This window comes from Paraburkholderia sp. BR10141 (genome assembly GCF_056155635.1).
Map to the genome: position 1 here is coordinate 22,666 of NZ_JBMIQH010000041.1, position 18,727 is coordinate 41,392.

The 18,727-nt window shown below is 62.6% G+C and carries 20 protein-coding genes; 19 read left to right on the forward strand and 1 reads right to left on the reverse strand.

The genetic code is table 11. The features are described 5' to 3' along the window. On the reverse strand, positions 1-393 hold the full coding sequence (locus ACOJB8_RS35140; protein WP_475016787.1) for a helix-turn-helix domain-containing protein: 393 nt from the start codon (positions 391-393) through the stop codon (positions 1-3). 702 nt (positions 394-1,095) lie between these two features. On the opposite strand from ACOJB8_RS35140, the gene ACOJB8_RS35145 reads away from it, so the two are divergent. The 19 genes from ACOJB8_RS35145 (at position 1,096) to ACOJB8_RS35235 (ending at position 18,705) form a co-directional block, all read left to right on the forward strand. Next, positions 1,096-1,308, forward strand: a complete 213-nt coding sequence (locus tag ACOJB8_RS35145; protein ID WP_342922160.1) for a hypothetical protein — start codon at positions 1,096-1,098, stop codon at positions 1,306-1,308. Between the two features lie 3 nt (positions 1,309-1,311). Then, positions 1,312-1,605, forward strand: coding sequence for a hypothetical protein (locus ACOJB8_RS35150; RefSeq protein ID WP_342922159.1), 294 nt, complete (start codon positions 1,312-1,314; stop codon positions 1,603-1,605). A gap of 37 nt (positions 1,606-1,642) precedes the next feature. Continuing rightward, on the forward strand, positions 1,643-2,314 hold the full coding sequence (locus tag ACOJB8_RS35155) for a lytic transglycosylase domain-containing protein (protein ID WP_069268379.1): 672 nt from the start codon (positions 1,643-1,645) through the stop codon (positions 2,312-2,314). A 12-nt stretch (positions 2,315-2,326) separates the two neighbouring features. Then, on the forward strand, positions 2,327-2,671 hold the full coding sequence (locus ACOJB8_RS35160) for a hypothetical protein (RefSeq protein WP_028215745.1): 345 nt from the start codon (positions 2,327-2,329) through the stop codon (positions 2,669-2,671). 6 nt (positions 2,672-2,677) lie between these two features. Next, positions 2,678-3,106 carry a VirB3 family type IV secretion system protein gene (locus ACOJB8_RS35165; protein WP_069268378.1) on the forward strand — a complete coding sequence of 143 codons (429 nt, stop codon included), beginning with the start codon at positions 2,678-2,680 and terminating at the stop codon, positions 3,104-3,106. Next, positions 3,099-3,296, forward strand: coding sequence for a hypothetical protein (locus ACOJB8_RS35170; RefSeq protein ID WP_475016790.1), 198 nt, complete (start codon positions 3,099-3,101; stop codon positions 3,294-3,296). Before ACOJB8_RS35165 ends, ACOJB8_RS35170 begins: the two co-directional genes overlap by 8 nt. Next, positions 3,287-5,686 carry a VirB4 family type IV secretion/conjugal transfer ATPase gene (locus ACOJB8_RS35175; protein WP_069268376.1) on the forward strand — a complete coding sequence of 800 codons (2,400 nt, stop codon included), beginning with the start codon at positions 3,287-3,289 and terminating at the stop codon, positions 5,684-5,686. The genes ACOJB8_RS35170 and ACOJB8_RS35175 overlap by 10 nt, the downstream gene beginning before the upstream one ends. Before the next feature lie 123 nt (positions 5,687-5,809). After that, complete coding sequence (locus ACOJB8_RS35180) at positions 5,810-6,421, forward strand: type IV secretion system protein (protein WP_475016792.1); 612 nt, start codon at positions 5,810-5,812, stop codon at positions 6,419-6,421. Positions 6,422-6,435: 14 nt separating this feature from the next. Further along, the gene (locus ACOJB8_RS35185) at positions 6,436-7,368 is read left to right on the forward strand and encodes a TrbL/VirB6 family protein (protein WP_368618994.1); all 933 of its coding nucleotides are present in this window, start codon (positions 6,436-6,438) and stop codon (positions 7,366-7,368) included. A 25-nt stretch (positions 7,369-7,393) separates the two neighbouring features. Beyond that, positions 7,394-7,750, forward strand: a complete 357-nt coding sequence (locus tag ACOJB8_RS35190; RefSeq protein WP_069268373.1) for a hypothetical protein — start codon at positions 7,394-7,396, stop codon at positions 7,748-7,750. Between the two features lie 185 nt (positions 7,751-7,935). Continuing rightward, complete coding sequence (locus ACOJB8_RS35195; RefSeq protein ID WP_083245603.1) at positions 7,936-8,838, forward strand: VirB8 family type IV secretion system protein; 903 nt, start codon at positions 7,936-7,938, stop codon at positions 8,836-8,838. After that, positions 8,835-9,671, forward strand: coding sequence for a TrbG/VirB9 family P-type conjugative transfer protein (locus ACOJB8_RS35200; RefSeq protein ID WP_069268372.1), 837 nt, complete (start codon positions 8,835-8,837; stop codon positions 9,669-9,671). The genes ACOJB8_RS35195 and ACOJB8_RS35200 overlap by 4 nt, the downstream gene beginning before the upstream one ends. After that, positions 9,664-10,872 (forward strand): type IV secretion system protein VirB10, encoded by a 1,209-nt coding sequence (gene virB10 / locus ACOJB8_RS35205; protein WP_475016796.1) that lies wholly within the window; start codon positions 9,664-9,666, stop codon positions 10,870-10,872. Before ACOJB8_RS35200 ends, virB10 begins: the two co-directional genes overlap by 8 nt. A gap of 21 nt (positions 10,873-10,893) precedes the next feature. Next, entirely contained in the window at positions 10,894-12,045 is a 1,152-nt protein-coding gene (locus tag ACOJB8_RS35210; protein ID WP_475016798.1) for an ATPase, T2SS/T4P/T4SS family, read from the forward strand. 97 nt (positions 12,046-12,142) lie between these two features. Further along, complete coding sequence (locus tag ACOJB8_RS35215; protein WP_475016799.1) at positions 12,143-14,464, forward strand: type IV secretory system conjugative DNA transfer family protein; 2,322 nt, start codon at positions 12,143-12,145, stop codon at positions 14,462-14,464. Next, the gene (locus tag ACOJB8_RS35220; protein ID WP_475016801.1) at positions 14,457-17,072 is read left to right on the forward strand and encodes a DUF5710 domain-containing protein; all 2,616 of its coding nucleotides are present in this window, start codon (positions 14,457-14,459) and stop codon (positions 17,070-17,072) included. Before ACOJB8_RS35215 ends, ACOJB8_RS35220 begins: the two co-directional genes overlap by 8 nt. Positions 17,073-17,107: 35 nt before the next feature. Continuing rightward, the gene (gene stbB / locus ACOJB8_RS35225; RefSeq protein WP_475016802.1) at positions 17,108-17,842 is read left to right on the forward strand and encodes a StbB family protein; all 735 of its coding nucleotides are present in this window, start codon (positions 17,108-17,110) and stop codon (positions 17,840-17,842) included. Continuing rightward, complete coding sequence (locus tag ACOJB8_RS35230; RefSeq protein WP_069268367.1) at positions 17,839-18,330, forward strand: hypothetical protein; 492 nt, start codon at positions 17,839-17,841, stop codon at positions 18,328-18,330. Before stbB ends, ACOJB8_RS35230 begins: the two co-directional genes overlap by 4 nt. Positions 18,331-18,369: 39 nt before the next feature. Continuing rightward, on the forward strand, positions 18,370-18,705 hold the full coding sequence (locus ACOJB8_RS35235) for a killer protein (protein ID WP_256095006.1): 336 nt from the start codon (positions 18,370-18,372) through the stop codon (positions 18,703-18,705). Positions 18,706-18,727: the final 22 nt, after the last annotated feature.

Genomic DNA, 18,727 nt, shown 5'->3' on the forward strand with positions numbered 1-18,727 from the left:
CTAAAAGGCGAGATCGATTGCTTTCTTGACGAGCAACTGATCGACCTGACCGGAGTCGGCGGCACTTTGGTAAATGAGGGCGACCAGTTTGGACTTTTTCTCTGTGTCGATGGGACGCTTTTCAAGCGCGATGTCGACCGAGACGAGGACGCGGCACAGCATATGTTCATCGACAGCGCCGTGGCGCATCATACGGGTTCCCGTCACCAGGTACAGGATGTCGAAGCCGCGCTGAGCGAGAGCCGCCAGATAGCCGACATCAGGCAGACGCACGCCCTGTTCGTAGTTGAATTGCGCACGACGACTGACGCCGGAAATTGCATGCATCTCGCCTTGGGAAAATCCGAGCCGTTCGCGTTCCGCAATAAGTCGCGAGCCAAAGGTTTCTGGCATAAATGTTCTTAAAATTGACAAGTGGCACAAACGTGCCTATATTCTGCAAATGTGATCAAACTTGCTCAGTATAGAGGGGCTTGAATGGCACTCAAAACCGTGGAAGAGGTTCGGCATGAATTCGATCGATGCGGCGTCCCGGTATCAAGCTGAGGGAATCAACGCAGACGCCGCCCAATCTATCGTAAGCGGAGTGTTGCCGGAACGGTCCAAAGGCAAGTTGAGGACATGCTCATTGTGCGGCCGCCCGTATCTGACGCAGTACCACCGGAAAGGGAGGGGTAGGCGACGGTGAGCAACTAAAGCGGCGACTTCAAGCGGGCTTCGTTGCTGAAGCTGACGGCACGAACTACGGTCCGCGCATCGCGGCAAACGCGCACGGCCTTCGCTGTTGCCATTGAGTGATCTCCATCGAATGAGAGTGCAGTGCGAATCTTCAGTCGCTATATATAAAGCAGTCCTACTTATATGATAAGGAAACCTGAGTGAGGTCTGTGCGCCAGTCGAAATGGTGTGTGCAGCTCATCCGTATGCGCATCGCACGTCGAAATCGCAACTCGCCGCTTCTTCGACCAGCCAATGCACGAGTTGGCCTGTCGCGGCTTCGTTCGCGTGTGTGATGCTGGACAGGAGAGATAGCAGGAAGGGCTCCCCGGGCCGATGGCGTGCCCGTGGGAACTGACCACATCGGAGGGCACGGAAATGGGCGCAGTTTTCGGGTTGATTCAAAAGGGCGTGTGCGCACTGCTGCTGTTCGTGGCGGTGACGTCTTTCCTTGGCTTCGCGTACTGGTTGGTTGAGCGGCATTCATCGCCGCGTGAGCTGTTTGCGGTGGCGATCGTGGGTTTGGGTTGGGCCGCGATCGGCTGCGTTGCCTACAGGCGCGGTTGGCCGCGCGAGAAGCGAGGGGGGTGAGCCATGCGGAACCTCTTTGGAGATCGTCTTGTAAAACGGGGCTCAATTGGCCTGTTGCAGCTGGGCGTGCTCGCCGATTGGGGCTGCGGCGGTCCGGGCTGGCTTCTCGAACACTACGTACGCTGGGTCGACCAGCGGATGCAGGGGCTGTCGCTATCGGCCATTGTTCCGGCCGCTCTCGACTCGGGCATGGGCGGTACGGCTGCAAAGCGGGTGACGCCCCAACTGCCTGCGGTCGCGGTTGCCGTCGCTGAAGGCGTCGCGCGTCGGCTCAGGCGCGACCGAGGCGCCACATGAAAGCCCGCCTCGTGTTTGGGCCCGCAACGGAGCGGTCATGATGCCAGTCGACTTCGCGATGCTCGCGCAGCAATGCGCCCCGGCCGTCTATCCGACCACCCTGCAGGCGCTCGTCAGAGCCGAATCCGGTTTCAATCCCTTCGCCATCGGCGTGGTCGGCGGCCACCTGGTGCGCCAACCGCGCAACCGCGACGAGGCGGTGGCGACCGTGCGCGCGCTTGAGGCGGCTGGCTGGAACTACAGCATGGGCCTGGCCCAGGTCAATCGCGCGAACCTGCGGATCTATGGCCTTACCCCTGAAACCGCGTTCGATCCGTGCGCGAACCTGCGGGCGGGCGGCGCCATCCTCGCCGAATGCTACACCCGCGCGGCCGCCGGCGGACGCGTGCCGCAGGATGCCGTGCGTGCGGCGCTTAGCTGTTACTACAGCGGCAATTTCACGCGCGGCTTCAAACCGGATGTGGGTGGCACGAGTTATGTCCAGCGCGTGGCTGCGAACGTCCCCGATAGCGAAGCCAGCGCTGCTGTCGTGCCGCCGATCGCTGTCGTACCGGAGGGCAAGGCACCCGTTGTGCATACAGCATCGCGCGCAGTAGTGCACCCGGCCCGTGTGCGGCGGGCCGATGACTCAGTGAGCACCGACACCGGGGCCGAGCACGCCCAACAGGTCAATCACCATCCAGCCTGGGACGCCCTGGGCGATTTTTGACGGAGCAGGCAGATGAAGAAGATTCTTCTCGAACCCTTGACCGGCCGTGCCGCGGCTTTGGTGCGTTTGCGTGGCAGGAATGCCGGGCGCATCGGCGCCGTGGTCATGTCGATGGCCGCCCGCGGAGCCCGGGCGGGCGGTGGCCTGGCAGCGGGCACGTCGGCGGCCAACACCTTCACGCTATGGTTTTACGGATTCTGTGGCGTGATGGCTGGTTCGTATCTGCTGTGGGTTGGGGTCCAGTGCTGGTCCAACAAGGCCGACTGGATTCATGACTTCGGCGGCGGCATCGCGAAGGTGGCCGGCGTGGGTTCGGCACTCGTGCTCGCCGGCTGGGCTTTCGGACTCTTCGCCTGAATCACCATGGAAGACGAACGCACGCTGTACCCCTCCTACGCGGGTCTTAACCGTACCGCGATGATCGGCGGCGTCCCGATGTTTCCGGCGCTGATCATCGGCTGTACATCGCTGATCACCAGTATGGTCGGTGGGTTCGTGCTCGGTCCCGGTGGTCTGTTGATAGGCTCGGCTGGTGTGCCCGTCTTCCTGTTTTTCCGGCATGTCTGCGAGACAGATGACCAGGCACTGCGCCTGACGTGGCTGGAATTTCGCTGCTGGCTGGACCGCCGTCGTGTGTCGGTATTCGGCAGGACATACACGCTCGCACCGATGCGGTATGGCCGCGACCTGAACGTGTACACCCGCTCGTTTTCGCGTGGCCGGGACCTTGAGCGCTTCGAGGCGCTGCGTCAGCGCCTGCTTGCGCAGGCAGAGGAGGACGAAGATGAATGACCGCAAGCCTGCGCTGTCAACAGATGGCGCTGCCAGTTCGTGCACGCCTATTGTGGGCTACGCCATGACGGCTGGTGCTCCCGGTTCGGGCAAGACAATGTATGACGTGTTTCGCCGGCTCGCGGAGGAGCGCCGTCGCATTTGCGGCGCGGACGACATGCCGTACGCGGGAGACGAAGCATGCGCGTGACCAACGAACTGAACCGGCTTGTTACGTCCGCGGAGGACAAGCTGCCGCGCATCGGCCGTCCGGTGTCGGAAACGGTGACAAGCGTCGACAACGGCGGCGCCTTCCTGGTGATGCGCGTGAACGGCGTGCCGTTCGAATCGGTGAGCCGTGGCGAGATCGAAGCACGCTACGACGGCTGGAACCGTCAGCTGGCCGCGATGACGCTGGAGAAAGGCAATCGCCTGTCGCTGTGGACCACGTTTCGTCGGCGCAGCATCTCGTTCGGCGACGAGTACCGCTTCTACAATCCGTTCATCCAGCAGGCCGTCGACAAATACCTGCGGCGTTTCCGCAGGCACGATCACTTCGAGAACAGTTTCTACATCACCGCGATCCTGCAGGGCGACGACCTGGACGAGACGGTGCGCGAGCTCGAGGAGCTGGGCGAGGGACTGATGAAGGCTATCGTTGCCTACGATCCTCAACTGCTCGAAGCATACGGGCACAACGGCATCCTGTTCTCGGAGGCGTATCAGTTCATTGGCGAACTCGTGAATGGCGTCGACGAGCGCGTGCCGGTCACGCAGGCCACCGGACGCGACCTGATCCCGACGTCGCACCTGCACTTCCACTACGACACGGTTGAGATCCGCACCGATCGCTCAACCCGGTTCGCGGTCTGCTACGACCTGAAGGATTTTCCGAAGGCCGGCTGGGGGCAGACGAATCCGCTGCTGTCGCTGCCCGTCGAATTCACCTTCACGCAGAGCCTGGGCTGTCTGAGCACTGCCGAAGCGATGAAGGCGATCGAAGACCAGATCAATCACCTGAGGTCGGTCGAGGACAAGGCGAAACACCAGATCAAGGAACTGGAGGATGCGGTGGCGCTGATCGCCGGTCGGGATCTCGCATTCGGCGACTATCACGGGGCGCTCGTCGTGTACGGCGACACGCCGGAGAAGGCCATCAGCAACGGCGCGTACGTAACCAGTCGGGCGCTGAACGATTGCGGTTTCAAGTTCGTGAAGGCGACGGCATCGGCACCGTTCACGTACATGAGCCAGGTGCCGGGATTCAGGACGAAGCCGCGGCCGATGCCGAAATCGACCCGCAGTCTCGCGTCGTCGTTTTCGATGCATACCTATTCGGCCGGCAAGGCACGCGGCAATCCGCTCGGCGATGGCTCGGCCCTCATGCCGGTGCAGACCGTTGCGAAAAGCCTGTTCAGCCTGAACTGTCACGCTTCGCGCCTGGATGAGGACAGCGTGGGCGAGAAGGTTGCCGGCCACACGCTTATTCTCGGCTCGACCGGCACGGGCAAGACCACCCTCGAGACGATGCTGCTCGCCTTCCTCGAGCGGTTCGACCCGAAGATCTTCGCGCTCGATCTCGATCAGGGTCTGCGGATCTTCCTCGAGGAGATGGGAGCTGTCTACTACACGCTTCGCGAAGGCGAGCCGACCGGTCTTGCGCCGTTTGGCCTGCCCGAGACGAAGCGCAACCTCGCGCACCTTTACGACCTGGTGGGTGCCTGCTGCCGCGACGAGAACGGCAAGCTCAGTGCTGACGACCAGCGGCAGATCAAGCACGCGGTCGACACGGTCATGAAGCTCGAGAACATCGAGCACAGAACCTTCAGCCGCCTGCTGGAGTCGATCCCGGATACGGGCGACGAGAACGGCCTGTGGGTCCGTCTTAGCCAGTGGTGTGGTGCAACTAACGGTCGATTCTCGTGGGCGCTGGACAACATACCGGATGCGTTGACGAACATTGCCGAGGTGCGCCGGATCGGTTTCGACGTCACTGACTTCCTGAAGAAAGACTATGCCGCCACGGAGCCGGTGCTTGCACACCTGCTGTACCTCAAGGACCAGATGCAGAAGAGGGGCGGACTGCTCGCAACGGTGATTGCCGAATTCTGGCTGCCGGCCAGCTACCCCACCACGCAGGAGCTGATCCGCAAGTCGCTCAAGACGGGCCGCAAGGCAGACGAATTCCTGATCCTGGATTCGCAGTCGCCGGAGGACGCAATCCAGTGTCCGGTGTTCGCCGAGATCCGCGACCTGACGGCGACAAAGATCTATCTGCCGAACCCGGACGCGACGCGCGACGGTTACAAGCTCCTGAACCTGACCGACCGCGAATTCGACACGCTCAAGAGGCTGTCGAAGGAGTCCCGCACGTTCCTGATCAAGCAGAGCAACCAGTCGGCGTTTGCAACACTGGACCTGGGCGGCATGAACGACGAGATCGCGGTGCTTTCCAGCAGTCTGGACAACGTTGCGATCTGGGAAGAATGCACGCGCGACGCACATGGCGACACGGACCTGCGAATGCAGCTGTTCCAGGCACGCCGCAAGGGCAAACGCGATCGAAAGCACGAGGCCGAGGTTGTTGAGGAAACCGAATGACGACGACACACGATCTTCAGCGCTCGTCGTCGATCGAGCCAGCGACGGGCGAACATCCTAGCAGCCCAGCTTGGGAGCACGACGATGAAAATCATTCGCAATTTGACGGGCGCCGCATTGATCGTGGCCACATTCACGATGCAGGCAGCGCAAGCGCAGGGTGTCCCGGTGATCGACCTGCAGGCGATCGCGCAGGCGATCTCGACTGTCAAGCAGCTGGAGCAGCAATACAGCCTGCTCTCTGACCAGTACCAGTCGACGATCGGCAATCGCGGCCTAGGAATCATCTTCAATGACCCGTCGCTGCGCAACTACCTGCCGGATCAGTGGCAGTCGGTCTACGACGAAGTGAAGAGCGGACAGTTGAACGGAATCAGCGGCCTCGCCAGCAGTATCGAGAGCCAGGAGGGGATGACCGCGTACACGCCCGGGCAGCAACGTCTGAACGATACTCTGGCCGCCAACAAGGCAATGGCGATGCGCTCGTATCAGGCGTCGATCGACCGGCTGACGAACATCCAGCAGCTGATGCAGCAGTCAAACCTCACGCAGGATCCGGCGGCGAACGCCGATTTGCAAAACCGGTGGGCGGCAGAGAACTCGTCGATCAACGCGGAAAAGATGCGCCTCGATCTCGCGGCGCGACTTCAGGATGCGGAGAAGGATTTCGCGCAACAGGCTGCCCATAACGACATGCAGCAACGGCTGAATGGCGACGACAACGCCGATCAATAACGCGGAGTGCGATCGTGCAACTGCAAATCTTTACCGAAATGTTCAACTCGTTCGATCAGAACGTGCTGAACACGATCAATACCGGCTCGGCCCGGATGATCTCACTCATCAGTCCGCTGGTCGCTGCCTGCTTTAGTCTCTATGTCCTGCTCGTACTCGTGTCGTACTGGCGTGGCCACAACGACAGCCCGATATCCGACTTCCTGCTGAAGATGGCAGGGTGGGCGGCTGTGCTCACGCTCGGGATGAATATCAGCTATTACAGCGAGTACGTGGTGCCGTTCTTCAATGGCCTCGGGGACGATCTAAGTAGTGCCTTGATGGGTGGCAACAGCCTGAGTAGTGGGCTCGATACGCTGTTGAATCTCTATATATCCGCTATCAAGAGCATGTACAACGGATTAGGCGTTACTGATGTTGGTCTATTCGTCGAGGTTTCAGTGCTCGCACTCTGCATCCTCCTAGTTGGTGTGCCATTTCTTGCTATTGCTGCGGCCTACATCATCCTTGCGAAGTTCGCACTTGGATTGCTGCTTGCGCTAGGGCCTGCGTTCATCGTTGCGGCGCTGTTTCCTGCCACGCGGCAATTTTTCCAAAACTGGGTTGGGCAATGCCTGAACTATGGTCTGCTCGTTGCGCTGTTCGGTGCCGTGGGTGCAATCGAGGTGAGTTTTATGACCTCGGTGCTGCCGAAGAACTTCAGTGTCAGCGATGTCATGCTGACCTACACCATTGAGGGAAAGATTATCGCTGCAGGGCTGGTGTTCATCGTGGTGTCGCTGAGCATGCCGTCACTTGCATCGCAATTGGCAGGTGGCGTAGGTATCTCATCGATGGTCGGTAAGATCGGCAACGCGGCCAGTGGAGCCATGAGGGCGATGAAGCTGATGGGTGGTTCCAGAGGTGACGCATCGTCAGCGTCCACTAACTCAATCGGCCGCGCCTGATCTTGACTACTACCAGGAGGAATCGATGAGGGCCATCCGGTTTATGACTGCGGCAGTTGTGGTCATTGTTTCATTGACACAATTCGGTTGCGGTAAGCATGACGGCAACGAATTTGTGGGCACATGGAAACGCGTCAGCCAGAACGGCTGGTTCGAAGTGAACATTGCTCGGAATGGTGATGGAGACGACTTCTACGTTTCACACAAGGTTCCCAATCTCGGTGCCGATGGCGAAGCGGATAAATGGAAAATCGTGCGGGAACCAGCAGTAGCGCAGGACGGAAAGATGGTTGTAAGTGGTGGGGTTCCGTACGTCATCACGATCGACAAGGCAACTGGACATCTTGTTGTTCCCGGTGCCGAGTTTGAACGCTCGAAGTAAATGATGCGCCGTCCGTCGGAGCAGCCAGCGACGGCGGACACTACACCCCGATCGGAGATTGACGTGAAATTAGTCGTCGTGCTTTTCGGCGCCGCGCTGCTTGCTGCGTGCTCGTCGGCGCCAAAGCCGACCCAACCTGAGGGGCCGTGGATGCCTGTCAACCATGCGACACAGGGGAGTGCGCCATGAAATGGATGCCATGGAAGCCGGCGCGGGTGCAGGCTGAGCCAGTCGCGGTTGCCGTCGACGGCAATTGCGCGGCCGCGCTGCAGCACATTGCGGCAAAACTCGCCGACGCCGAGCCGCGCGAGATGGCGCGGATGTATTTCAGGGAAGCGCTCTCGTTCGAGAAGTCCCGGCAGCAGCTGCAGGAAAACATGACGAAGATTGCATGGCGCGTTGCGGGCGGGGCCATGTTCATCGCACTTATCTCTATTCTTGGCTCGTCAGCCTTAGTACAACTAAAGAGACCGTCACCACCCGTGATTATTAAGGATAACACCGCGACCGGCGACGTGCAGGTGATTGATGTCGCGCACAGTGGATCCGTGACGTTCGGTGAACTCGAGGTGCGGGCAGCACTGCGCACGTATGTGAAGCTACGTGAGAAGTACGACTGGTACACGATCCAGGACGCGTACGACACCGTGACGCTGATGAACTCACCACGCGAGCAGGCGTTGTACGCGGCGCTCTACAACCGCAAGAACTCGCCGCAAAACGTGCTCACCGACAAATATCGCGTGATTGTGCGCCCAGGTGCAATTACGTTCGTCGGATCCACCGCACAGGTGTTCTTCTCGAAGACGATGCTTTCGCTGCCGTCGCAGGGCGGCTCGACGTCACCGCCGCCTAAAACCGAATACTGGGTCGCGACGATCACCTACGAGATAGGCGATCTGCCGACCCGCAGCGACGAACAGGAGCTCAATCCAACGGGCTTTCGTGTCACCAGCTACTCGGTTGACCGCGACTGGACGCGCAGCACCGCAGACGGCGCGACACCGATGCCGTCCGCGGCCACATCGTCCCAGTCGGCACCGTCGAGTATGTCGTTGAGTGCACCGGCCGGAGGGGCCAATCCATGACCATCCGGTTCCCGAAAGCGCTTACTGCAGCGTCGATCGCTGCCGCGCTATTCGGCATGTGGCTACCGGCTGTCGCCGAAGTCGTGCCCGGTGCATGCGGCAGCGACCGGCACATTGCGTGCGCCGTGTATGACCCGAATGAGACGTACCGGATCGCCTATCGCCCGGGCGAGGCGACTGTCCTCGTCTTCGAGAAAGGCGAAAAGATCGACGGCGGCGGCATGGGCGACGGCAAGGCATGGACGGCTGGCCCAGCCGGCAACGGCTTCTTCTTCAAGCCGAAGGCACCGCAGGCGGCCACCAACCTGATTCTGCTCACGAACAGACGTCGCTATGTGCTCAAGCTGGTCCCGGTCAGGAGGCACGAGGAAGCAGTCTGGTCGCTGACCTTCGATTATCCGGACACGCGTGCAAAGGCGTCGGCGGCGGCCGCGGTGCGCTCGGCCGAAGCGCGGGCACTGCTGGCGCAGACCGTCAGCGCGTCTGGCGTGGGCAACTTCAATTACGACATGCATGGTGATACGACACTCGCGCCAACGGCGCTGTGGGATGACGGCCGCTTTACCTACTTCGAGTTCAGTACGAGCCGCGACCTGCCGCAGATCTATCGCGTGTACGGGGACGGCAAGGAAGCGCTCGTCAATCCTGATGACGTGCGCGGCCCCGTGCTGGTGGTGCACGACACGGCGCAGCGCTTCAACCTGCGCCTGGGGGACGCCGTACTCGGCATTCGCAACAATGCATACCGGCCAGACGGCCAGCTGAACCCGACAGGCACGACGATTCCGGGCACGGTGCGGCTCGTGAAGCAAAAGGAGGCGGGCGGTGAGTGACGATATCAATCTGAGCGGTCCGAACCCGGCGAACCCGACACCGGTCGAGCCCGCCGGCATAGGCGAGCGCGGGGTGCCGGGTGTTGGCCGCACGAAGCGCAAGAGCCCGCTCCGGATGTTACCGATCGTCATTGGGATGGTGCTGGTCCTGCTGTTCGGTGCGATCGCAGTGGGTGTCGCGATCAAACGGTGGTCGGCGCAGCATCACGCCGAGTCCGAGGCGGCAAGGGCGGAAGCGGCAAAGGACAAGCCGTCAGATGACCGGCACGACTTTGCGCGCGACAAGGCAAAGATCGAAAAGCAGCGGGCAGAGGAAGCGGCGATGGCGTCGGAAGCGGCTGTAGCAAGCGCGGCGCTTGCTACACCTGCGCATGCGAACGCAGCCAGTGCAGTGAATGGAAACGGCGCCGCTGCAGCGACGCCGGCCAGCGCCGCCGAGACGCCGGCGCAACTCAAGCTCGATGGCGACGTGCTGCTCACATCAAAGGATGAGAGGACGACCGACGCGGCAGCCCCTGGTGGCACGCCCGGGTTGACCGGTTCGCATGCCGGATTCGCGAAGGATGGACTGGACAGCAAGCTGCAGCCATCGAAGCTGGAAACGGTGAAGGCGGAACTGATGCCGTCGCGAGACTTCCTGCTGATTGCGGGGACGACGATCCCGTGCGTGCAGGGTGCGGAGATCGTGACCGACTACCCGGGCATGACCACCTGCCACGTGGCGAAAGATGTGTACTCGGCGAACGGCAAGGTGCTGCTGGTCGAGCGTGGCTCCGAGGTCGTGGGCGAGCAGCGGCAGGCGCTGATGCAGGGTCAGGCGCGGATCTTCGTGATCTGGACGCGGCTGACGACGCCTGATGGCGTAAAGGTGCAACTCGATTCGCCGGCGGCCGATGCGCTCGGCGGCAGTGGCCTGCCGGCCTACGTCGACAACCACTTCTGGACGCGGTTTGGCGGCGCCATGATGGTCAGCCTGATCAGCGATGCCGGTCAGGCGCTGTCGACACTGGCCGCGAACTCGGGCAGTAGCGGCATCCAGTTTAACAACACCACGAATGCCGGTGGTGAGGTAGCGGCCGAAGCACTGCGCAACACCATCAACGTGCCGCCGACCGCGTATTCGCAGTACGGGTCGATGACGACGATCTTCGTTGCGCGCGATGTGGACTTCTCCGACGTGTACGAACTGGCGACGCCTTGATTCATTTAATTCGAGGTGCTTATGAGTATGCAATACGACGACAGTCTTACGGTACGCAGTCACCTCAAGACACTCGGCATCGCCGCAATGCTGGCGATGCCCGGCGTCACCGAGTTTGCGATTAACCGTCCGTATGAAGGCTGGACCGAAACGCTCGACGGCTGGCAGCGCCATGATCTTCCGAATGCGTCGCTGGAAATGCTGAACCAGTTTGCACCGGCTCTGGCCATCTACAACAAGGCGAAGCCGCCGCTATCGGCGGCCGAGCCGGAGAAGCCGGTGCGCCTGCCCGACGGGGAGCGCGGCCAGATCGTGATTCCACCGGCGTGCGAGCCGGGCACTGTGTCGCTGACGATTCGCGTGCCGAATTCAACGCGCCTTTCGGTACAGCAGTGGTCGGATGCCGGGCGGTTCGCCAGGTTCCGTGATGTGGTCCGGGGCGGACCCGGCGGTAGTAGCGCAATGACGCCGGGCGAGATCGACGCTGCGGCGGCACGGGCAGGCTCAGAGGGCATGGACGTCAGTCGTGCCACTGCGGTGTTCAATCCGTCCCGGGCGCTGGGCGCCTATGGCCTGGCGCGCTTCCAGCATGAGATGCTCGACGCGCTCGCGCAGCGCGATGTCGTGCGGTTTCTGAGGCTGGCCATCCTGAACCGGCTGAACATCGTGCTCGTGGGCGGCACGGGCTCCGGCAAGACCACGCTGATGAAGGCGCTGGCGGACCTGATCCCGATCATTCCGCGCGAGGCGCGTCTGGCGACGATCGAGGATACCCACGAGCTGCCGTTGCCACTGCATCGAAATCACGTTCACCTCTTCTACAGCGAGGCGGTTCCAGCGCGACGCCTGGTGAAGGCGACGTTGCGCATGAAATGCGATCGCGTGCTGCTTGCGGAGTTGCGCGGCGACGAAACCTGGGACTACCTGACGCTGCTCAACACCGGACACCAGGGCGGGTTGACGACGGTGCACGCGAACGACTCGATCGCGACGCTCACGCGCATCGCCACGCTGGTCAAGCAAAGCCCGGTCGGCCAGACGCTCCCGTTCGATTACCTGATGCGCGAGATCCGCATGACGGTCGACGTGGTGCTGTTTATGGAGAACCGGGACCTGACAGAAATCTGGTTCGATCCGGTCAGTAAAAACAGGCTGCTGCGAGGTGATGCATGAGATTGCGATCGAACGATTCCGCCATTGGTGACAGTGGCAGGCACACCGGCCGGGAACCCCTTGAGCGGCAGACGCACGCGGCAGCGGGAGCGTCAGCATGAAAGCCCGTCTCCTTGTTGGCGGCCTGCTTGGCATTGTGTCCGGCGCAGTCGTTTTCGCCGCCGGCCGTCTGCTTCATCTCGACGCGATCAGCGATCCTGTCGAAATGGGGGCCGTGATTGCTCTCGTCGTCGTGACGTGCGCGTTGTGGGGCGTGTGTGCGAGCGCCGTGCTGCTAAAAACCGCGACGCTTGCCGACCGGGTCATCGCGGCCGGTCTGCTTGCACTGGTGGTTCTGATCGGTCTCGCTGCGGCCGGCCAGTACGTCGGCGCGATGCTGTTTGCGAAGCTGGAAAAGTTGCCGGACTCCGCAATCGGGCTGTGGACGCTGCACGACTACTGGCGCGCCTTTGGCGACGTGAAGGCGGTGAAACGCTCGCTGCAGATGGCGACAGCGGCATCGGTCATCGTGCCGCTTGTGCCGGTAGCGGCGATCGTCGCGGCGCTGGTCATGAAGCCGAAGCGCGAACTGCATGGCGATGCCCGCTTCGCCTACAGCTACGAGGTTCGGCGGTACGGCCTGCTCGATGAGGCTAACGGGCGCGGTCGAAACAGGGGCGGCCGCAAGAGCGATCACCGCGACCCGTCGATCATCGTAGGGCGGTACAAGGGCAAGTACCTGACGTTCCGCGGAACGGAGTTCGTGATGGTTGCTGCGCGAACGCGTTCACGCAAAGGTGCAGCCATTGTGATCCCGAATCTGCTCACCTTTCCGGATTCGGTGGTCGTACTCGATGTGAAGGGAGAGAACTACGACCTGACGTCGCGGTACCGGCAGGCCTGCGGCCAGCAGGTGTTTCGCTGGGCGCCATTTGATCACACTGGCTACACGCACCGCTGGAATCCGCTTTTCAGGATTGCGAAGAGTGCATCCTTCGTGCGGGTCGGTCGCCTGCAGGCGATTGCAGCGCGCCTGTATCACACGACCGACGGTCGCAACAAGTTCTTCTATGAGCAGGCGAGTGACCTGTTCATGGGCTTCGCGCTCTACCTGATGGAGATGACGGGTGACTGTACGTTCGGACAGGTGTTGCGGCTCGCGACCACGCCCGACAAGAAAGTGCGTGAGCACCTTTCGGATCTGATGCAGCACGAGCCGCAGAAGGGGGTGCCGCTGTCGGGCGATTGCCTGGGCGCGCTCTCGCGCGTGCTGGCCTCGCCCGACGAGACGATGCTGAACATTGTTGCGACGTTTAACGCCGGTCTGCGCCTGTTCAGCAACCCGATCGTCGACCAGGCGACGAGCGCATGCGACTTCGAGCTCGACCGCGTGCGGCGCGAGCTGATGTCGATCTACGTTGTGCTGCCGGTGCGTGAGCTTGCCGTCGCGAGCCTGCTCGGCAACCTGTTCTACACGCAGTGGATCGAGGACAACCTCGACGTGCTGCCGGGCGACGATCCGGCCATCAAATATCAGTGTCTTGGCGTGGGGGACGAATTTACCGCGCTCGGTCGCATCGAGGTACTCGACAAGGGCAACGCGTTCATCGCGGGCTACTGGATTCGCCTGCTCACGATCCTGCAGTCGAAGGCGCAGCTGGAGCCGAACGATCTGTACGGGCCGGCCGGGGCGCGCACGCTGATCACCAACCACGCAGTGCTGGTGGCGTACGCGCCTGGCAACCAGCAGGATGCAAAGGAACTGTCCGAGACGCTGGGGACGTTCACCGAGAAGGCAACCTCGAAAAGCCGTAATCACGGCCGCAACACGTCGACCGGCACGAACACGTCGGATCAGGGCCGCGCGTTGATGCTCGATCAGGAACTGAAGCGCATGGAGCAGGACCAGGAAATCGTGCTTGGTTTCCAGCGTCCGATCCTGTGCGAGAAGGCGACCTATTACGAGGATGACCTGTTCATCGACCGCATGCGCTCGGTCAGTCCGATGCTCGCTGCAATCAACAAGCGCCTGCCCACCGAAGACGAAATCAAGGCGGCCTGGCGTGCCGGTGAGCTGCGAGCGAACGGCATCCCGACGCACAACCCGGAGACGTATCACGCGGCGCTGTCCGCGAGGGCCGCTGGCGAAATCCGACTTGCACGTCAGGCCGGTGCGAAGCCGCTGACCGCGGCCGAGCTTCTCGTGCTCGACCAACGCGCGCCCGGGCCACTCGCGACCGGCATGGCGCTCGCGGGCTTCGAGGCTGACCTGGCCGAGCTTGGCGTCGCGATGCGCGAGGACGTGCGCGAAATGCTCGCGGGCATCCGCATCGATTTCCACGTGGCAGGCGGGGATGACGCTGTCCAGGACCGGATTGAACCGGCGCTCGCGTCTGTCGCGCCGGCGGACAACGAGGCAAAGGAGGTATCACATGGCTGACCCGAACAGGCCGAAAGGCAAACGGACGTATCTGGACGTCCCGTTCAGGGAGAAGGACGCGGCGCACGATCTGGGCGCCAGGTTCGACCGGCGATCGAAAAAATGGTACGTGCCGCGCGGCACTAACGTGGCGCCCTTTGCGCGGTGGATGCCGACGCAAGAGCCGCAGGCAGGGCAGGCACCCGGAGCAGTGCGCGGGCAGCCGCAGACGCTGTTCGGCAGTGAAGCCGACATCGAGCGGGAAGCCGTGCGGCTGAGCGAGCTAATGGGTCAACCGCTCGATGAGTCCCGCGCCTTCGTGCGGGACTCCCTTCAGGCCGCCGCGGAAAGGGCGGGACTGGAGGCACGGGACCGGTTGCGCGCGCAGGGTGCCTCTGCGTTCGAGATGATTGACGGAGTGCGGGAAGCCGGTGTCCACGCGCGGCACCAGTATTTCGCCGACCGGCAGCATCTGTATGGACGGGGCGCGCGCGTTGGCCAGCAGGCTGCACAGCCGAAGCTCGACGACGCGGCGCTCGGCCGGCGCTTTCGCGAAATGATCCAGTCGATTACGACAGCGGTCACGCTGCGTGGCAACGAGGTCAACCATACGCTTGCACTTGAGCAGCGGCTGGAGTCGATCCATCGTGAAGCGTGGCGCAAGTCCGGCAACGCTGTTGATGGCGAGCGCGCGATTGGCGAGCAGATCCGCAACCGCACTGGTTTTGCGGCGGAGACCCTGCCGCCACGGGCAGCCAAAGCGCTGGCCAAACTTCGCGATGAAGCGGGCTTGAGTCCGATGGAAATCGACGAGCGCACGCCTGCGCGCGACGTGACGGATTCCGACCCGGTGGACGACGCGCTTCCGGTTGACGGGGCAAGCGTCGCGCCGCAAAACCGGCATCGCCATCGCGAGCCAGAGCGCAGCGACGGCATTGCCACCTTCGCGGACATCGCCGAAGCGTTCGAACCGGTGGCGACGATGCCCGCGACCGGTAGTGAGCAGGAGGACAGAACGGACTGGTCGATGGTGGCGAAAGACCTGGCCGACTTTCGGGGGATGACGGGGCGTATCAGGGAGGAGTTCGGGAAAGGCAAGACCGCGCCTGAAGTTGCCGCCGCACTTGATCAAGAGCTTGCGTTTCTGTCGCCGGCCGCCCGCGAGCCGTTCGTGACCTACGTGCGCGAAGCACTCGACAGGCAGGTCGATGCATCACTGGCGCAATCTCCAGCCTCGCAGGCGCAGCCGGACGTCAAGACGGATGGCGATTTGGTGACCTTTGCCGACGTCGGCGATGCAGCGGCAATCAACGACGCAATGCGCCGCCGTGGCATCACAGGAAATGCCGTGCCCGGCAACGAGGACGTCGCTCGCCCGACTGTCGACGCGGCGGCGGCGAACGAACCCGTTGTTCAGCCCGGCCGCGCTGCGAACGATACGTCGATGGACACACCGGCGGTGTCGGGCATGATCGACACGCAGATCGGGCGCACGCAGACGCCCGCGCAGAATGAAACGGACGCAAGAAATCCGGCGAACGATCCGGAGCGCCCGGCGTTTGACTCCGTGTCGACTCAGGATCTGGAGCGCGTGCGCACGGTGCGCGAGGGCGAGCGAGTGGCCGCCGAGCGGTTGCTTCGCGAACAGGGCAAGCCGATGCCAGGGCTGCACGCGGGCGACGCCGGTGCAGCGGCAGACGCGCACGAGGCTGGCGTTGCGGGTATCGCCGACAGCAGCGACAACCAGATCGGCGTCGATCCTGCCTCACGCAAGCCGGTCGTGACGAAAGACGGCTACGACGTGCCCGCCCATATCGCGGCGCGCTACATGGTGAAGGATGGCCGGTTCTGGAAGCTCGATGGCATGGAGGCCGGGTTGGGTACGTCGGGCGCGCAGCGGGATCCGACAGCGACCACGCAGCCGCACTTCGAGGATGTCGGGGCACGCCTGTACTCCCGGCAGAACGATCGCTCAACGATTGCCGACATGATGGCAGTAGCGAAGGCCAAGAACTGGGATTCGATCGTGGTGCGCGGCAGCGAAACGTTCCGCCGCAACGCGTGGATCGAAGCGTCCCTCGCGGGTGTGGATGTAAAGGGCTTCAGGCCCGCCGAGAGCGACGAGGCATTGCTCGAGGCCGTGAAGCGTGAACGTGCGGCGCTGACGATCAAGGCCGGAACGTCGCCGACGCCGGATGTCGCGCAGAAGACGAACCCGGCGAAGGAGAATCCAGCGGCCGCGCCGTCAAACCCAAAACCGGAAGCGGCGGCCAGCGCAGCGCGTTTCTCGCCTGCTGCGGACATGGCGGCAGCGCCCACGCCTGAAGCACTCAAAACCGTCGCGCAGTTGCGCGAAGTCCTCGAAAAGTCACTTGAGCGGGCACCCGCGCGCATGCGTGCCGAGGTGATTCGCCGGTTCGATGCTCGCATGCAGGCGGGCACGGAGATCGAGGCCCGGATTGCACGCGGCGAACTGGGTCGTGACGCCGGCCCGGCCGAGATCGACAGGCGCGCGGCCGAGCTGCATGCGGCGTGGACGGCACCGAAGGCCGCGCCTGCCCAGGGCCCGTCGAACATCCCGCTGCCTGCGCAAGCGCAGACAGGCGGCATGGCACCGAAAATGATGTAAGTGGCGGCACTCCAAATATTGATGAGGATTTCGAAATGAGTATGGCTATCGTGAACTGCTCAGGCAACGTCGGCAAAACTACCGTGACCCGCGAACTGCTCGCGCCAAGGCTGCCGTCCATGTCGGTACGCCAGATTGAGTCAATCAATACGGATGACTCGGCCGGCCCGAAGGTCGAGGTGATGATTGCCGCGCGCTTTGACGAACTGCATGACGAGCTGATGCGCGGCCGTGATCTGCTGGTCGATATCGGTGCATCGAACGTCGAGGAGTATCTCAACCGCCTCAATGGTGCCAAAGGGGCACAGGAGGATTACGCGTGCTTCGTTGTGCCGGTCGAACCGGAGAGCAAGCAGATGAAGGACTCCATGAAGACGATCAACATGCTCGCGGATCTCGGCGTCGAGCCTGGGCGCATCCGTGTGCTGCTCAACAAGGTCGATCTGGTCAGGAGCGAGGACCGCGAGGTAACGCTGCGCCGGCACTTCGGGCAACTGTTCGAACTGCATGAGAGGGAGCGGACTTTCGAACTGAATCAGGATGCGCTGATCCCAAAGAACGACGTGTTTACGCTTGCGGCGGCCGCCGGTCGTACGATCCACGATATTGCGACAGACGGGGTGGACTACAAGGCGCAACTGATCGACGCTGCGAGCGCCTCTGAGAAGGACCGTCTCGTGAGGCTGGTTGGCCTCAAGCGCAAGGCGCTGTCGATCAAGCCGTTGATGGACCAGGCGTTTACCGCACTGATGGAAGGGGTCGATGCATGAACGAGCCGACGCCGCAGCCGGATCACGCCGGGCGAGCGTCTGAGCGCCTGGGCCGGGTGATCGCCACGATGCCGGCGTCGAACGAGCTGGCCGTGCTCGCGGAGATCCTGATCGAGCAGATGAAGGTCGTGGATGCGCAACACCATGTTGTCGCGCTGATGGAGTCCACTGACCAGAAACTGACCGCGACGGTGCAGGCGCTGCGCGAGGAGAACACGCAACTGACGAAGCTGCTCACGCAATCGCGCCAGGCGTTCATCGGCGAGGTAGCCGCGAAGGCGGCTGACCAGGCGCGACGTGCGGCAACAGCGGATGTCGTGGACGAACTGGCGCGGCTGCGGGCTGCCGTTGAATCGCGTGGTCGCGTCGTGCCCACGAATCCGGCAGTTGCAGCAACCGGATCGCTCGTCGCCTTCATGGGCATTGCGTTCTGCGCGGGCGCCGCGCTCATCTGGGTCGTTGCCCGTCTGGCACACACGCTCACCTAGCCGAAAACCACCGCATCTCATGGAGGGGAACCTTAGATCATGAACGCAATGAAACGACGGTCGATTGCGGCCGCGCTGTGCAGCGCGGCACTGGTCTGTGCGCTCGCCACGCCGTCGTCGCACGCCGATGATAACCAGGATGCGTGTGGCGCGGTGCTCTGTCTTGCCGGTTTGATCATGGGTGGCAATGGCGGCAAGACATGCGCCGAATACGAGGCGGGCTACTTTTCCATCGTCCGCTTTCACCACGGTCACTTCGATGAGGGCGGCACGGCCAACGCGCGAGGCGATTTCCTGAACCAGTGCCAGTCGGCCGGGAGTGACGTGAAGGGGCCAGTCAATTCGCAATACGGGCGAACCCAGTACGGCCCCTGACTCTTGCACGCCGGTGGCGGCA

Coding starts and splice junctions, on each gene's coding strand:
- ACOJB8_RS35140 (WP_475016787.1), bottom strand. CDS start 393: ATGCCAGAAACCTTTGGCTCGCGACTTATTGCGGAACGCGAACGGCTC.
- ACOJB8_RS35145 (WP_342922160.1), top strand. CDS start 1,096: ATGGGCGCAGTTTTCGGGTTGATTCAAAAGGGCGTGTGCGCACTGCTG.
- ACOJB8_RS35150 (WP_342922159.1), top strand. CDS start 1,312: ATGCGGAACCTCTTTGGAGATCGTCTTGTAAAACGGGGCTCAATTGGC.
- ACOJB8_RS35155 (WP_069268379.1), top strand. CDS start 1,643: ATGATGCCAGTCGACTTCGCGATGCTCGCGCAGCAATGCGCCCCGGCC.
- ACOJB8_RS35160 (WP_028215745.1), top strand. CDS start 2,327: ATGAAGAAGATTCTTCTCGAACCCTTGACCGGCCGTGCCGCGGCTTTG.
- ACOJB8_RS35165 (WP_069268378.1), top strand. CDS start 2,678: ATGGAAGACGAACGCACGCTGTACCCCTCCTACGCGGGTCTTAACCGT.
- ACOJB8_RS35170 (WP_475016790.1), top strand. CDS start 3,099: ATGAATGACCGCAAGCCTGCGCTGTCAACAGATGGCGCTGCCAGTTCG.
- ACOJB8_RS35175 (WP_069268376.1), top strand. CDS start 3,287: ATGCGCGTGACCAACGAACTGAACCGGCTTGTTACGTCCGCGGAGGAC.
- ACOJB8_RS35190 (WP_069268373.1), top strand. CDS start 7,394: ATGAGGGCCATCCGGTTTATGACTGCGGCAGTTGTGGTCATTGTTTCA.
- ACOJB8_RS35195 (WP_083245603.1), top strand. CDS start 7,936: ATGAAATGGATGCCATGGAAGCCGGCGCGGGTGCAGGCTGAGCCAGTC.
- ACOJB8_RS35200 (WP_069268372.1), top strand. CDS start 8,835: ATGACCATCCGGTTCCCGAAAGCGCTTACTGCAGCGTCGATCGCTGCC.
- ACOJB8_RS35210 (WP_475016798.1), top strand. CDS start 10,894: ATGAGTATGCAATACGACGACAGTCTTACGGTACGCAGTCACCTCAAG.
- ACOJB8_RS35215 (WP_475016799.1), top strand. CDS start 12,143: ATGAAAGCCCGTCTCCTTGTTGGCGGCCTGCTTGGCATTGTGTCCGGC.
- ACOJB8_RS35220 (WP_475016801.1), top strand. CDS start 14,457: ATGGCTGACCCGAACAGGCCGAAAGGCAAACGGACGTATCTGGACGTC.
- stbB (WP_475016802.1), top strand. CDS start 17,108: ATGAGTATGGCTATCGTGAACTGCTCAGGCAACGTCGGCAAAACTACC.
- ACOJB8_RS35230 (WP_069268367.1), top strand. CDS start 17,839: ATGAACGAGCCGACGCCGCAGCCGGATCACGCCGGGCGAGCGTCTGAG.
- ACOJB8_RS35235 (WP_256095006.1), top strand. CDS start 18,370: ATGAACGCAATGAAACGACGGTCGATTGCGGCCGCGCTGTGCAGCGCG.